At 36.8% G+C, this 15,203-nt stretch carries 8 protein-coding genes and 2 tRNA genes; 8 read left to right on the top strand and 2 right to left on the bottom strand.

Annotated features, from left to right (window positions below):
- Window positions 1-34 precede the first annotated feature (34 nt).
- On the top strand, window positions 35-334 hold the full coding sequence (locus tag ACQWU4_RS11195) for a thioredoxin family protein (protein ID WP_309429184.1): 300 nt from the start codon (window positions 35-37) through the stop codon (window positions 332-334).
- Window positions 335-484: 150 nt separating this feature from the next.
- On the opposite strand, the gene ACQWU4_RS11190 is transcribed toward ACQWU4_RS11195, so the two are convergent.
- Entirely contained in the window at window positions 485-1,237 is a 753-nt protein-coding gene (locus ACQWU4_RS11190; RefSeq protein ID WP_429935841.1) for a nitrilase-related carbon-nitrogen hydrolase, read from the bottom strand.
- A 105-nt stretch (window positions 1,238-1,342) separates the two neighbouring features.
- Between ACQWU4_RS11190 and ACQWU4_RS11185 the strand changes: the two genes are divergently transcribed.
- The 3 genes from ACQWU4_RS11185 (at window position 1,343) to ACQWU4_RS11175 (ending at window position 3,526) form a co-directional block, all read left to right on the top strand.
- Window positions 1,343-1,783 carry a DUF6646 family protein gene (locus ACQWU4_RS11185; protein ID WP_429935840.1) on the top strand — a complete coding sequence of 147 codons (441 nt, stop codon included), beginning with the start codon at window positions 1,343-1,345 and terminating at the stop codon, window positions 1,781-1,783.
- Between the two features lie 103 nt (window positions 1,784-1,886).
- Entirely contained in the window at window positions 1,887-3,368 is a 1,482-nt protein-coding gene (gene rseP, locus ACQWU4_RS11180) for an RIP metalloprotease RseP (protein WP_429935839.1), read from the top strand.
- Window positions 3,369-3,449: 81 nt separating this feature from the next.
- Window positions 3,450-3,526: transfer RNA gene (locus tag ACQWU4_RS11175), tRNA-Asn, on the top strand.
- A 72-nt stretch (window positions 3,527-3,598) separates the two neighbouring features.
- On the opposite strand, the gene ACQWU4_RS11170 is transcribed toward ACQWU4_RS11175, so the two are convergent.
- On the bottom strand, window positions 3,599-5,251 hold the full coding sequence (locus tag ACQWU4_RS11170; RefSeq protein ID WP_429935838.1) for a helix-turn-helix domain-containing protein: 1,653 nt from the start codon (window positions 5,249-5,251) through the stop codon (window positions 3,599-3,601).
- Window positions 5,252-5,816: 565 nt separating this feature from the next.
- On the opposite strand from ACQWU4_RS11170, the gene ACQWU4_RS11165 reads away from it, so the two are divergent.
- From ACQWU4_RS11165 to ACQWU4_RS11150, 4 genes are all read left to right on the top strand, one after another.
- Window positions 5,817-11,039, top strand: a complete 5,223-nt coding sequence (locus tag ACQWU4_RS11165) for a T9SS type A sorting domain-containing protein (RefSeq protein WP_429935837.1) — start codon at window positions 5,817-5,819, stop codon at window positions 11,037-11,039.
- 317 nt (window positions 11,040-11,356) lie between these two features.
- A tRNA-Asn gene (locus tag ACQWU4_RS11160) sits at window positions 11,357-11,430 on the top strand.
- Between the two features lie 131 nt (window positions 11,431-11,561).
- Entirely contained in the window at window positions 11,562-11,765 is a 204-nt protein-coding gene (locus ACQWU4_RS11155) for a hypothetical protein (RefSeq protein WP_429935836.1), read from the top strand.
- 1,231 nt (window positions 11,766-12,996) lie between these two features.
- Window positions 12,997-15,132 carry a DUF5686 family protein gene (locus tag ACQWU4_RS11150; protein ID WP_429936048.1) on the top strand — a complete coding sequence of 712 codons (2,136 nt, stop codon included), beginning with the start codon at window positions 12,997-12,999 and terminating at the stop codon, window positions 15,130-15,132.
- Window positions 15,133-15,203 lie beyond the last annotated feature (71 nt).

The following is a 15,203-nucleotide window of genomic DNA, read 5'->3' as shown; positions in this document are numbered from 1 at the left end:
CTGAATCTTAAAGGTTCAAATAAAAACCAAAACTATGTCACAGAAATTTCAAGAAATTATTAATTCGGAAAGGCCAGTTCTTATTGACTTTTTTGCCACCTGGTGTCAGCCTTGCAAGGTACAGTCTTCCGTTTTGAATACAGTAAAGGAAAATATCGGTGAAGGAGCAAGAATCATCAAAGTAGATGTAGATCAGTATCCCGCCCTCGCAGCACAATATGGTGTAAGAGGGGTTCCTACACTCGCGGTCTTCAAAAACGGTGAGCTTTTATGGAAAGAAAGCGGTGTGCATGATGTAAATACACTTACGGAACTGCTTAAACAATATGCTTAAACTGTGATTTTTCACAGTTTTTTTATTTTTAAACCATTAAGATCTATTTAGAAATTAAGAATATTAAGCTTGAACTTTGCTTAAAGATTAGCATAATCAAACTTAATTAACCTTAACAACTTAAAAAAATCTTAGTGGTTAAAAATTAAATTACAGATCAATTGAAAAATGATCCCTGTCATTCAGGAACTGGAAGTGCTGTCTGAAATCCTTTAATTCATTCATATCAAATTCCGCAGAGACAATATTTCCGCTCTTTTGCGAGATTTCCTTTCCATCCGCAAAAAAACAGTGTGAACTTTCCTGATAAAAAAGGTTATTCCCATCTGTTCCAATTCTATTAAGTCCAAAAACAAACGACAGATTTTCGATGGCTCTGGCTTTAAGCAGATGCTCCCATGCCCCAACTCTTTTTTCAGGCCAGTTAGCAACGTACAGAATAGCATCATAATCATCATTATTTCTAGCAAAAACCGGAAAACGGAGATCATAGCAGACCTGTAACAGAATCCGGAATTCTTTATAATTCACAATCACTCTTTTATTTCCCGGAGTATATACCTTATCCTCTCCTGAAAAAGAAAACAGGTGTCTCTTATCATAGAAAACGGTTTCGGAATCAGGCTGAACGAAATACATTCTGTTGTAAAATTTCCCGTCTTCTTCCACCGGAGCACTTCCGCAAATGGCTGCTTTTTTTTCTTCTGAGAGCTTTTTCAGAAATTCCAGAGACTCTTCATTTCTGTCGGAAACTTCGGAAGCATCCATACAAAAGCCGGTAGAGAACATTTCCGGCAACAGGAAAATATCAGCCTCTACATTTTTAAACTGTTCTTCAATCAATTGGAAATTTTTGTTTTTATCTTTCCAGACAATATCTAAATTAAGCCCTGCAATTCTCATAAACTTTGTTAAATAACTTCAATAAAAATACGATTTTTCAATGATTTCGGTTCTATTTTTGATGGGGATATTTTCTATTGCTATCATTTAATAAAAGTAAAGTTTATGAAGAAATTGTTTTTTGTACTGATGATCGCTTTTTTCGGAAGTACAGCCAATGCACAGGCTTACACAGGTAAAGGCGACCAAAAAGTTCAGGCAGGATTGAGTGCCTGGGGATATGGAACCGGAGTTACAGGAACCTATGATTACGGACTGAATAAGCTGATCTCCGTGGGAGCCGGGCTTAATGTTTATTTTGATAATTATAAAGACCATGATAAAGATAACCGTGTTTTTGTTTTCGGGAGGCTGAATTTTCACCTTCAGGAAGCCCTGGATTTACCTGCAAAATGGGACATTTATCCGGGTGTTGATGTTGGAGTACTAGGTAAGGATTTCGGGATCGGGGCACATATTGGAGCCCGTTACTTTTTCACAGAAAAAGTAGGTGTTTTTGCAGAAGTAGGCAACAACGGCAGTATAGGTGTTTCTTTCAACCTTTAAAATTCACTCAATATATGACAAAGCTTCTCATTTAGAGGGGCTTTTTTATTTGGCATAGTTTTGATAATTGTTACCTTTGCAAATTAAAATCTAAATTTTATTAATGGAATTAGCAATCAAGATTTTCCAGTTCATACTAAGTATTTCTATTTTAGTGGTTCTTCATGAGCTTGGACACTTTTTACCGGCAAAATGGTTTAAGACCAGAGCTGAGAAATTCTTCCTGTTTTTCGACCCATGGTTTTCCATCTTTTCAATGAAGAAGATCAATGGAAAATGGCAATATAAATTTCTTTCGAAAAACCTTCCGGATACAGAAACTATTGTAGTAGACGGAAAAGAGACGGAAGTTCCTATCGATACATCGAAGCTTTCAGACAGCGACTGGAGAAAACATCCTGAACAGACCAAATACGGAATCGGATGGCTTCCTTTTGGCGGTTATGTAAAAATTGCCGGGATGATTGATGAAAGCATGGATAAAGAGCAGATGAAAAAACCGGCACAGCCCTGGGAATTCAGATCCAAACCGGCTTGGCAGAGACTGATCATCATGCTGGGAGGTGTTACTGTAAACTTTTTCCTTGCCTGGATTATTTTCGGATGTCTTTCTTACTTCAATGGCGAAACTTCTTTCGATACCACCAAAGTGGAAACACCTATGCATTATACCGGTATTGCAAAAGCTATGGGCTTTGAAGATGGTGATAAAATCTTAAAAGTAGACGGAAAAGTTCAGAATAATCTGGATAAACTGTCTTTAGATATTTTATTAAGCGATCAGGTAACTGTTTTAAGAAAAGGACAGGAAGTCACTTTTAATACCAATGACGATGGGAAAGCACTGGCTTTTAAAGATGAAAACCCAAGAGCATTCCTTACGCCAAGATATGCTCCTGTAATTGATACCATTGTAAATCCTAAGACTGCTGCAGCTGGTTTAAAAATAGGTGATCAGGTAGTTTCAGTAAACGGCCAGAAGATCAGCTATTATGATGAATTGCAAGGTGTTGTTGTAAAAAACGCAGGCAAAACCATTAATATGGATGTATTAAGGGCAGGTGCCGTACAGCCGTTAAGCCTTGAAGTTTCCAAAGAAGGAACATTGGGAATAGCTTCTTACAAGCAGCTTGAAAAGTTTGCCAATACACAGCATTTTTCATTTGTGGAATCTATCGGAAGAGGGTTTACAAGAAGTATTGAAAGTTTAACGTATCAGGTTAAACAGTTTAAACTGGTATTCAACAAGAAAGTTCAGGGTTATAAGAAAGTGGGAGGCCCTTTGGCGATCATCAAGAATATGCCGGTAGAAAAGTCTAAAGACGGAGCTGTATCAATTAACTGGAGCATGTTCTGGAGCTTTACGGCAATGTTCTCTGTTTGGTTGGCATTCCTGAACCTTATTCCTATTCCGGGACTTGACGGGGGCCACGTTTTATTCACTTTATGGGAGGTGGTTACAGGGAAACCTGTTCCTCAGAAAGTATTGGAAAATGCACAGATGATCGGGGTTATCTTCCTGTTAGGATTGATGTTACTGATCTTCGGAAGTGATATCTTTAAAGCACTTACGGGCAGTTTATAATTTTTTTGAATTTTTTTCTAAAAAATATTTGTAGGGTATAAATATTCGTCCTATATTTGCACCACTTAAAACAAAGGACATTCCTCCTTAGCTCAGTTGGTTAGAGCATCTGACTGTTAATCAGAGGGTCGCTGGTTCGAGCCCAGCAGGAGGAGCCAACAAAAGTCACCATTTCGGTGACTTTTTTTATTTGTAGAAAGTTTAAATTCATCAGTATTGCAGCAGAGTCACTAATTATTGACCGAAGAAGATTTTTCCAACTGTTTAATATAATCTGAAGGGGTCATACCGGTTCTTTCTTTAAAGACCTTAATGAAAGTCGTGGAACTTTTATATCCCGTTTCTTCTGATATTGTCCGGATAGTATACCTGCGGATTACCCTATTTTTGTCCAGTTCGTTTAGAATATAATTGATCCGCAGATTATTTACATATTCAGAAAACGTTACCCCTTTATGCTGGTTTATGATCTGGGACAGATAAGCTGTATTGGTGTTCAGCTGTCTGGCAATGTTCGTGAGTTTAAAATTATTAGATAAAAATCTTTTTTTTGATTCAAGAGATTCCAGTTTTGCAAGGATATTACTGATCAGCTCATCTTCTATTACTGAAATTACCGCAGTTTTTTTGCTGCTCAAAGGAAGTGTATCATTATCCTGATTCTTTTCCTGAACATTGGAAGCGGCTCTCTTTTTTTTGCTATAATCATAAAGAATGCAGAAAATAAAACCAAAGAACGCCAAGGTTACAACTATGAGAAAATTGCTTTTATTCTTTTTTCTGAGCATTTCTTCAGAAGCATTTTTTATTTCCTGCTGTTCATATATTCCCAGAAAAACATTTCCTGAATTTTTCTGAACATTTTCCTTTTCTATTTTGGATAAGCTTAGTTTTGCATATTTATAGGCATTGGCCTGATTTCCAATATTTTCATAGTAAATGCTCAGCAAATGATATACTTTCAGCTTATATTCATCCGTACACTTTGCATCCTTTATGGCATCGGAAAGTTTTTTAAGATATTGAAATGCGGAATCATTTTTTTTAAGAAATGTATATGTCTCAGCCTTTCCTAACCATACTGTTTCCCTTGAAAAATTTTTCTGCATCATTACCGGGTCTTTTTCACATGTATTGAAAAGTGACAGCGATAGGGCATATTGTTTTTTCAGCAATGCTATGTTGGCTTTTCTGGAAATATGCAAAGCTTTGGAGTAAGCCGAAAAATTAGCTACTCCTTTCATGAGTTGATATGCCCGTTCATAATTGTATTGCGCGGAGTCCAGGAATTTTGTTTCTCCTGTATCTTTATACCATTTGATAAAAGCATCACTCTTTGTATTATAAGTTGTTGCAATCTCCTTTGCCTTTAAAAATTTTGTATAGAGAATGTTATCCGTATCATGGCAGATATCATTAAGCCGGATATTCAGCAAATCAATTCCTTTTTTATAATTTCTCATCTCTATGTATGCCACTGCAAAGAATATCATCTGCTTCTTCTTGTAAACAGGACTCATTCCTTCTGATAAGTCATTGAGATATTTCAGCCCCTGTGCAATATTTCCTTTTCTTTTTTCAATGTAAAATAATCTTGTTATTGCAATATGCCTGAGGGCCTCATAATAAGTGTATTCCAAACTATCTTTACTATTCTGTATCAGGCTTAAAGAATGTAAAACAGATTTTTCCGCTTCCACAAATTCTCCTTTCTGGTATAATACAGATGCGGAATCGAGCTTAATTAACAGGTCATATTTAAGATTATATTTCGATAGTCTTTTGAAATTTATATTTTCATTGCATAATTTAAAATGTACAAGATCCCATTGATCTTTCTTTATTAAGCCATCTATCTCAAGTGAAGCTTTCTGATCAATCATATTCTGGGAATACATTTTTAAGGATGCAAAAAAAAATATAATTAATATTTTTTTTAAAATCATATGTGTTTATGTTTTCCAAATCTAATTAATATTCAAAAATGTATAAAATAAAGTGTGTGATTTTTTCAGAAAGTATTTTTATAAGAAAAACAGAAAAACAATACACTAATCAATAGTATATCAATACATTAAAACTGTTATCATCTACGAAATTTAGTTGCAATTTTATAAATATGATGAACATTTTATTTTATAATTATTGGAGGTTGAATAAGTTTGAAACTTAAAAACTGCCATGAAAAAAAATGATCCTTTATTCCTCAACCGATATCGAACCTACGACTCCATCAATTCAAATTCTACTCTATTACAGCATAACTTATTTCTCTGATGAAAATAGGATTGCTTAAAAGGTTCAAACCCCTCCTGATAAACAAGTTTTGAATTTCAGTTTTAAACATTCTGAAGATAGATATGTCATATTAAAACATCAGGATCACATAATAAGCACAGGAGTAAACGAAAATCCTTCAACAGAGTAGTAGAATTAATAAATTACAAAATGAAACTTAAATTATTTTTGTTATCATTATTGTTATTGTCTGGTTTTGCGCAATCCCAAACAGTAACAATTGACCTGAGTACCGGAAAAAATGATAACGGTACCTTAATGAACGCTCCGCCGCCGGATGTCGCTGGCGGAGCTTCCGAAACTGATCCTGACTGGTTTGTTTTACGTCCCGGAGAAACAGCACAGGTTGGGACAAAGACAAGACATACCTATCCAGGATGGTCTTTTCCCGGCCTGGGGATAACGGGAAACGCATTGCAAAGCCGGTGGATCACAGATAAAGACGGCTGGGCTAATGCAGGAGACGGCTATTACTACTATTACAGTAAAAGTTTTACAGTTCCTTCCGGAACAGCTGATGCAGTTCTTAATATCAGATCGCTAAGCTTTGTAAGAAACTGGACCTACCTGGTAAGGACCGATGTATCTCCCAATACTGAGGAACTGATTGCCCAAACAACATGGATGAGCGATGGGGCAAAAGGTTGGCTGAATTCAAGAAGTCCTGAGGTTATCAATAAGCAGATTTCCTCCGGAACGTATATAATAAAAGTAAAATTATATACGAATAGCGGGAGTGCTACCAATGCCTTAAATGTACATGGTCTGGTTAGCTACACGCCTCAGCCTTGTACACCACCTGCTGCTCCAGAAAGCGTTCCGCTTACCTATTGCCAAAACAGCGTTGCCGCTCCATTAACTGCAGCAGGAACAGGATTATTGTGGTATACAACAGCTACAGGAGGAACAGGAAGTACTACAGCTCCAATCCCAGCTACAGGAACAGCAGGGAGTACAGATTATTGGGTAAGCCAGACGGTAAATGGCTGTGAAAGTCCGAGAACAAAAATTACTGTAACTGTTTCCGGAACAGCTCCTGACGCACCTACAATTGGCGTTATTACTCAGCCATCCTGCTCCACATCTACCGGATCTGTAGTATTAAGCGGATTACCTGCAGGAAGCTGGACAATTACGGCAAATCCCGGAGGAGCAACTTTAACCGGAAATACCTCAACTGCAAGTTTCGCAAATCTAGAATCCGGAACCACTTATTTTTTTAGTGTAAGAAACAGTTCGGGATGTACCTCAGCATTGTCAGATGAAGTAGTAATCAACTCAGTCTCTGGCATTACAGGTAATGATAAAGTGTGTAAGGGAAGCAATATTACATTATCTGTTCCTTCTACCATACAAGGAGCTACTACAAATCCGTGGAGCCTAAGTTCTGCCACTGCCGGAGTGACTCTTACTACAAACGTCAGTAATCCCAATATGGCGACTCTCGCAGCAATAGCTTCAGTAACTGCAACTTCAGTAACGGTTAAATTTACTACAAATACAGGTTGTATACTCACAAAAACAATAAACATAGGAACTGTTGAAACTCCTATATTTACTATACCTTCTTCAATCTGTTTTGGGGAAAACTATACACTTCCTCCCGCCTCAAACAATACAGTTTTGGTTAATGGAGTTGCAACCCCAATTACAGGAACCTGGTCTCCTTCAATAATAGATAATACAGTAAAGAGTACTTATACTTTTACTCCCAATCAGCTTCCGGGATATTGCATCAGCTCTGCTTCTGTTACTATAAATATCAGCAATACTTTAGAGAGATACAGCGGTGATGCTTATCAAACCGTAAATGCAGGAACGCCTGTTCAAAAAATTCTGTATAGAATTGTTGGAGGAACAACCGCTACAGTAACAGGATTACCAGCAGGAGTTACTTCTTCTATCGTGACAGGTATGGGCGGTATTGGCAAGGATGTGAAAATTTCAGGAACACCTACAGTTCCCGGAACATATAACTTTACAATTACGGTACCTAACGCTTCTTGTCCGGCAACAGCAACAGGTAAAATTATTGTAAATCCTGCCGGAACTATAGACTGGACCCTTGCTCCCAACAGTTATATTTTTACAGGTAAGGATGATCTGAATCCAACTCTAGATGTGGAAGGAATAAAAATTCCGGTAAAAAAAGCATTTGCTGTCTGGAAAGACGATCGCGATCCTGTTCTTTCCTTCAATACACCTGTTCCTTCAGGAAGCCAGCTCTCTGCCTACGTATACTGGGAAGATGTTTCAGGGATCATAAAAAGTGATGATGCTTACAAATTAAATCTAGAAGGAAGCGGAGAAGATGTTAAAATTTTAGTTCCGGTAAACAAAGCCAAAGGAGAAGGAAATGCAGTAATAGCACTGCATGCAGGGACTAACGGAAATAGCAACGACCCAATATACTGGACCTGGCATATCTGGGTAACGGATGATCCCCGTACAAATGGCGCTACCTACAACCAGGGATATGAAAAAAATAAGAACGGGGTGAACGCATTCGCCAACTGGAAATGGATGGATAGAAATCTTGGCGCTACCAATGCTCAGTTCTTAGGAAACGACTGGAATAAATCTGCAGGACTTATGTATCAATGGGGAAGAAAAGATGCAATTCCTCCAATGACTTATAAAGACGGCACAAAGTATGAAATACATGGAGAAATAGGAAAAGGCAGAAAATTCAATCCGTTTGCTCCGGTAGCATCTGATGATAAATTTGAATTTGGCTGGAAACTAAGACCTAATAACGCCGGTATATTGAATGATCACAGTGAGGTCGCTCAAAATTTAAAATATGCCGTAAGCCACCCGTTACAATTAATTACATATACTAACTTTCTGGGCGAAACATGGTTCTCAGATCAGGAGTACAGGGTAACCGGTTTCATGGACGGAGCATATTACAGTAACAGAATTTCATGGGACTTGTGGTCTGATAACAGAAACGGTATGTTTTCTCAACAAGGGCACACATCAGCTAATGTACTTACAGAAGTAGGGTTAGACAGCCAGATATACAAATTAAAATCTTCTTATGACCCATGTCCTTGCGGATGGAGAATTCCATCTCATTATGGAGGCAGTTTAGGCGGAGGAACAGGAAATAATAACTCAAGCCCGTGGGGAAGAGGCGGCGGAGGAAATGATGATGTTTTCAATAACTGGACAACACCGTCAAGTTCAAATTCAAACGGTTTTTATTTAGATGCCGCAGTTAACGAAGGAAAACCTCTATCATACATCAGTTTGAAAACCAACAATACAATGGTGCCTAATATCAAAGTTTTCCCTTCCCTTGGGTTTGACTTTAGTGAACAAGCCAACAGAAAGCTTGATTATTTCCCATTAACAGGAGGCTATGTATATTTTGGACCGCAAGAGAAAGTAGATTATTACCGTGCATCAGAAGGAGTTTCGTATGTTAACTGGCTGGCTACTGCCGGATTTCCAACATCTACCTATTCTCCCTGGAACGGAGTTCGTGGTATGGGTATTGTTGCAGATTATAAAACTACTCCGGATAAATTAAATCTCAGTTACAGCATTGCTCAGACTGCAAGAGCTAAAGGAGCAGGAACCGTACGCTGTATTAAAGATCCTAATGAGGTTTATATGCCGGATTTTAGAACAGATTTTATATATCCTTCTGGAAATGTACTATATACTGCAGACAATTTAAAGGCCTGGGCAAAGGAACCTAACAGCTATATTATTTCCCCTACTGCTGCATCCAAAACATTCAGTATTAAGAAGGCTATAGCAATGTACAAGCTTTATTTAACCGATAGTGGAGATTTTCCTTCAAACCTTAGTGTAAGCGTATATTGGAATACCAAAAAAAATAATGTAGACCCTATTAATGCCACTTATTCGGCCGGTTCTAACCCTGAAGACGGTAATATTACCATAAACCGAACAGCAGGAGAATATGGTAATGCTGTTGTGGCCCTTCATAATGGTACAAGTTCATCCTCTCCTGTTATATGGAGCTGGCATATCTGGCTACCAGAAACTGATCCTGTAGGTATTGAAGAATATTTAACCGAAATCCCTTACGATATTACAGCAAACAATACAGCAAGTGGAATTTCTCCTAGCGGACATGTTATTAATAACACATACAGTCTTGTACTGCCTCCTTTAAAGACTGTGTTTATGGACAGGAACTTGGGAGCTTTGAAAGCTTTCCCGACTGCTGCAACAACTTTAGAGGATGAAGAATATAAAAAGACGATAGGATTACAATATCAGTTTGGCAGAAAAGATCCGTTGCCAAGTTTCTTAGATGGAAATATATATAGAAACAGCCAATTAATAGAAGCTGCTCAATATAACAGTACTTCAGGAGGATATATATCAAACTATTCTCAGTATGCCGGCAACATTGCACCAACAGACAAGAGAGAGGCTGCTGTAAGAAAAGTACTGAAGTATTCTGCAGAAAATCCACTTACGTATTTGAATCAGGATATTACAAAAACAGGCACAATGGGAGGAGCTGCATATGAAAAGCCTAAAGACTGGATCAGTGAAGATCAGGGTATAGCTTTTGAACGCTGGGGACACGCAGGTGAAAAATCACCTTTTGATCCATGTCCGGAAGGATGGAGAGTTCCTGATACTTCCTACTCATTTGCAAGCAGCTACACAGGAGACGGGGTGAAAGGTAATTCTCCGTGGTATCTTGGAGGTAAGGCAGTTACAGACCCTAACCCAAACAGCATAAGCAAAATGGGGATAGGACAAACGTATAATGCATCTGCTGCAAATAACTACAAAGGGATTTTAGTAAATTCTACTTCAGGGAACGGCGCAGGATGGGTATTTAATGGAAACAACAATGGCAAGCCTTATATCATAGGAAATTATCCGATGGCCGGGATCAGACATGGCAGTTCCGTCAGTGCAAATGAAATAGGAGTATGGACAGCTTCATTGGATGACAATATGTTTGGAAATGCCCTTGGATTACATATAAAATCCGGATTAATGGCAACAGGCACAGGAATGAATCCTTACTACGCAATGTCTTGCCGTTGTGCAAAAGATGAACCGAGATATCTTGGAGTACCGGTAACCAATAACTCAGGATCACAGGCGAAAACAGTATTTACTCCAAAAGAAGTACAGCAAAAAGTAAAAGCCGAAAAACTGGTTCTTTATCCGGTTCCTGTAAGTAAAATTCTATACATCAGTGCAGATAATGACAAAGATTATTACTATGAAGTTTATAATATGTCTGGTCAGCTCGTGAAAAAAGGTAAGTTTGAAAATAAACAGACAGATGTTTCTGCTTTAATTTCCGGAGCTTATCTGGTAAGAATCAACGATTCTGATACTGTAGTTAAAATAATTAAAAATTAAAATTACTAAGTATTCAAAGAATAGTATTATTAAATTTTCTTCCAATATTCGGATGAAATGTGAAACTTTAACCACGCTTACGGGCGTGGTTTTTTATTGAAATTTCCATTGGTTTCAGGCTGATCTAATGTATTGTTTATAAATTTTCAGAAATAAAGTAATATTTCGGTTATTATTCCGGATCGAATCAGAACTAAACTGAAATATTTCTTACTGAAATTCAACATTTTTAATCAAAAATCTCCGTTAATTGGGGATAAAATTTGCCTGATATGATTATTCCTTTTATATTTGCAACACCTTAAATAAAGGAAAATTCCTCCTTAGCTCAGTTGGTTAGAGCATCTGACTGTTAATCAGAGGGTCGCTGGTTCGAGCCCAGCAGGAGGAGCTAACAAAGACTTACATTTCTGTAGGTCTTTTTTTTGTTTTTGGATTTTTTTTATGTTAAATTATTTATTGTTAAACATGTCCTATATTTGAAGCTTAGTGAACTAATAATTCAAATTAACAATTTAAATCATGAGAAAATTAACAAGAAAGCAACTAAAGAGTACAATGGCTGCCGGACCTTCAGGACCATTAAAACCAACTACCGGATTTGAGCCGACAGAAACAACAGACCCGACAGGTCCTGCATGTGGAGGTTCCCAGTGTCCTGATGACAATTACAGATGTTGTTATCATCCAGCAGGAAATTATTGCAGTACACAGGCTTGTACTTAAAATAAACAAAATAACCCTCTTAGTAAAGAGGGTTTTTATTTGTTCTTTATTCTATCAACTTATTGCAACAAGAATTGCTTTATCAAAAAGAGAGACAGATTCTTCATACCGTCTGAAAGACCTCCCGCAACACATCACATCTGCTTCTTTACAGCAAACTTTTCTCCATAGACGCACAAGACCACATCCCCATTTTAAAGGATTTTTTAAAATAAAAGGTCCAGAGATTTAATAGAAATTTTTACACAATTATCTTTATCCCCATATGAACCGGTATAAATGTTAATAACCCGGAATACCTTCAAATACAGAACAATTTAACCAAATGGATAAATTGTTTATAATATTGTTAATATTTCATCTTTTGCCAAATTAAAAAAAACAATGTTCATGAAATCAATTCATAAAAATCAATAAATCAGTAAATTATCTGGTAAAGTCGTTTTTCAAAAATAGAGTTTAATTTTGTTGATAATTTGTGGAAAAGACATTAATAAGCTATTAGTACATATTGGAAAACAACGCATAAACTTATGAAAAAGATGTGGATAAGATATTAAGAACCTGTTAAATCCTATTCAAAAGGCCTTAATAAATTGGGGAAAAATTGTTAGTTGTAAAATAAACTATTCTCTATTATATTCTTTTTTACATCTTGACACCAACTCTAATTCTATTCTGAAATTCATTATAATCAAATCATTAATGATCATAATCTTTTACTGTTATTTTCGTTACATTTGTAGTTTTGTGAATTTTTTACAGAAAGCGTTAAAAAATATGTTCTTTTTTAATAAACAGCACGCTTTTTGTTTGTGCTAATTTCTTGAAGAAACAAATGATGTCAAATAACAGCTCTAAATATTATAATCTTTTTTTTCTGCTCTTTATATCCTGCCTGACATATGCCCAAAACACAGCGACCGGAAGGATTGTAGACGAAAAAACCAATAAAGAAATTTCCGGTGTGGATATTTTTATCAATGATAACACCGAAGCCATTCTGAAAACTTCTGCAGGAAGTTTCAGCGTTCAATCCGACAGTATTATTTATAAATTAAAATTCGTAAAAAAGAGTTATTCTACCGAAACCGTAACAATTACTCCCGACAATGCGTCCAATATTTTTGTACAGCTTTCACAAGAAAAAGTAAGCAGTATTGGTGAAATTGTAATTCACAATGAAAAGCCTAAATACAAGAATAAAAAAGAAAACCCGGCTTATGCCATTATGCAGGAAGTTTGGAAAAGAAAACGAAATAATGGCTTAGAGAAATTCGATACCTATACTTATAAAGAGTATGAGAAAATCCAGTTTGATGCCAACAATCTGGACAGCGCTTTTATGAGCAAGAAAATCTTTAATAAGCTTGATTTTATTTTTGATTATGCAGATTCTACAGCCAGCGGAAAAATAGGCCTTCCTATCTTCCTTAATGAATCGGTCTATGAAAATTTCGGAGAAAACAAACCCGGAAAAAAGACAAAAAGATTGCTGGTTGCTCAAAAAACGTCAGGATTTCAGGATAATCAGGTTATTACCATTACTGCAAAAAACCTGTACCGCGATATTAATATTTATGATAATACCCTAAATTATTTTGATATAGGATTTCCAAGCCCGGTCGGTTCAAATGGATTCAGTACTTACGACTATAATTTAACGGACACCATTTCTATCCATGGTGAAAATGCTTACAAAATAAGATATCAGCCTAAAAGAAAAGACGTTTTAGCCTTTCAGGGCTATCTTTATATAGACACAGACAATTATGCTGTTTTAGGAGCAACTTTGAAATCTACACAAAAGATTAATGTTAATTTTATCAACAGTATCTCCACAGAGCTGGAGTATGATAATCCAGACGAAAACACATTTCTTCCTAAAAAATTCATTACAGAAATAGAGCTTACCCCTTTTGCCAAAAAAAGAACTTCCAAAAGTATTATAGCCAAACGGTCGGTCGATTATTCTCAATATGAATTCAACAAGCCAATTGAAGATAAAGTATTTACACGCAAAGAAGAAGAATACGACGATAAATTTGTAGACAAGGATGATGCTTATTGGTTAAAAGCAAGACCGGATTCATTATCAAAATCAGAACAGGGCGTCTATGAAATGCTTGACAGGCTTCAGCAGACCCCAAAATTCAACCGAATTGTTAAAATCTACGAAACACTAGCATCAGGATATTATAATGCCTTCAAAGGCATCGACATTGGCCCTATCTTTTCTATTTATGGTAAAAATGAGGTAGAAGGTGACAGAATAAGGCTTGGCGCAAGAACTTATTTTGGACAGAATGATCCGTGGAGAGTTCAGTTTTATACAGCATACGGATTCAAAGATCAGAAGGTTAAATACGGAGCGGAAGCCCGCTATATGTTTAACAGGGTTAACAGATTCATGATTGGAGCAGGAACCAAAAGGGATATTGAGCAATTAGGTGTACAGCTTACTACCGATGATGGGATTATGGCTCGTACTTTTGCCTCATCTACCCTGTTTGCAAGAGGAGAAAATGCCTCTTTAAGTTCCATAAACAAGACCAATATTTTTGCCTCCATTGAGCCCTGGAAAAACTTCCAGGTAAGAGTAGACGGAACATTACAGAGTATAAAATCTGCAAATCCGGATAAATTCAGCTTAATGTACTACCGAAATGGCGATTTGCGGAAAACCCTTAATGACTCTCACGTTACTTTAAGCTTAATTGCCAGACCCGGAGCAAAATTCTCCCAGACAGGTGTTGACCGCTATGAACACGGAACTCTGGCTCCTACCATTATTTTGAAATATACAAGAGGAATTGAAGGTCTTTTCAACGGAGATTTCAACTATAACAGGCTTCAGTTTATGTTCTACAAACCAATACTGATTGGAAGCTGGGGTAAAACAATTGTTAATTTTGAGGCCGGAAAAACTTTTGACACCGTTCCTTTGGCCCTGCAGAATGTAATTCCCGGAAACCAGTCTTACAGTCTTGCACAGAATACATTTTCACAGCTTAATTACTATGAGTTTGTAGCGGACACCTATACAACACTTCACCTTGAACATCATTTCAATGGAAAAATACTTTCTTTCATTCCTTTGATTAAAAAGCTGAAGCTTAGAGAAATTGCTTTTATCAGAACTGCTTACGGAACTTTAAGCGACGCCTCTAAATCCATTAATGTGGATGGTTTTAAATATTCAGCTCCAAGTGATCAGATCTATTTCGAGTATGGATTCGGAATTGAAAACATTGGAATCGGAAATCTTAGAATATTCAGAGTCGATTTTAACTGGAGAGGAAATTATCTGGACAGACCTGATATTTCAACTTTTGGAATAAAAGCAGGGTTCCAGGTTGGATTCTAAACAGAAAGAGATAATATAAATTAAGGGGCGGCTTCTACGAAGCCGCCCCTTAATTTATAAAGTTTTTATAA

Source organism: Chryseobacterium sp. MIQD13 (genome assembly GCF_050496705.1).
Classification (GTDB): Bacteria; Bacteroidota; Bacteroidia; order Flavobacteriales; family Weeksellaceae; genus Chryseobacterium.
Note: the sequence above shows the minus strand (reverse complement) of the source record. Positions and strands in the feature narration are given on the sequence as shown.

Coding starts and splice junctions, on each gene's coding strand:
- ACQWU4_RS11195 (WP_309429184.1), top strand. CDS start 35: ATGTCACAGAAATTTCAAGAAATTATTAATTCGGAAAGGCCAGTTCTT.
- ACQWU4_RS11150 (WP_429936048.1), top strand. CDS start 12,997: ATGCAGGAAGTTTGGAAAAGAAAACGAAATAATGGCTTAGAGAAATTC.
- ACQWU4_RS11170 (WP_429935838.1), bottom strand. CDS start 5,251: ATGATTGATCAGAAAGCTTCACTTGAGATAGATGGCTTAATAAAGAAA.
- ACQWU4_RS11185 (WP_429935840.1), top strand. CDS start 1,343: ATGAAGAAATTGTTTTTTGTACTGATGATCGCTTTTTTCGGAAGTACA.
- ACQWU4_RS11165 (WP_429935837.1), top strand. CDS start 5,817: ATGAAACTTAAATTATTTTTGTTATCATTATTGTTATTGTCTGGTTTT.
- ACQWU4_RS11155 (WP_429935836.1), top strand. CDS start 11,562: ATGAGAAAATTAACAAGAAAGCAACTAAAGAGTACAATGGCTGCCGGA.
- rseP (WP_429935839.1), top strand. CDS start 1,887: ATGGAATTAGCAATCAAGATTTTCCAGTTCATACTAAGTATTTCTATT.
- ACQWU4_RS11190 (WP_429935841.1), bottom strand. CDS start 1,237: ATGAGAATTGCAGGGCTTAATTTAGATATTGTCTGGAAAGATAAAAAC.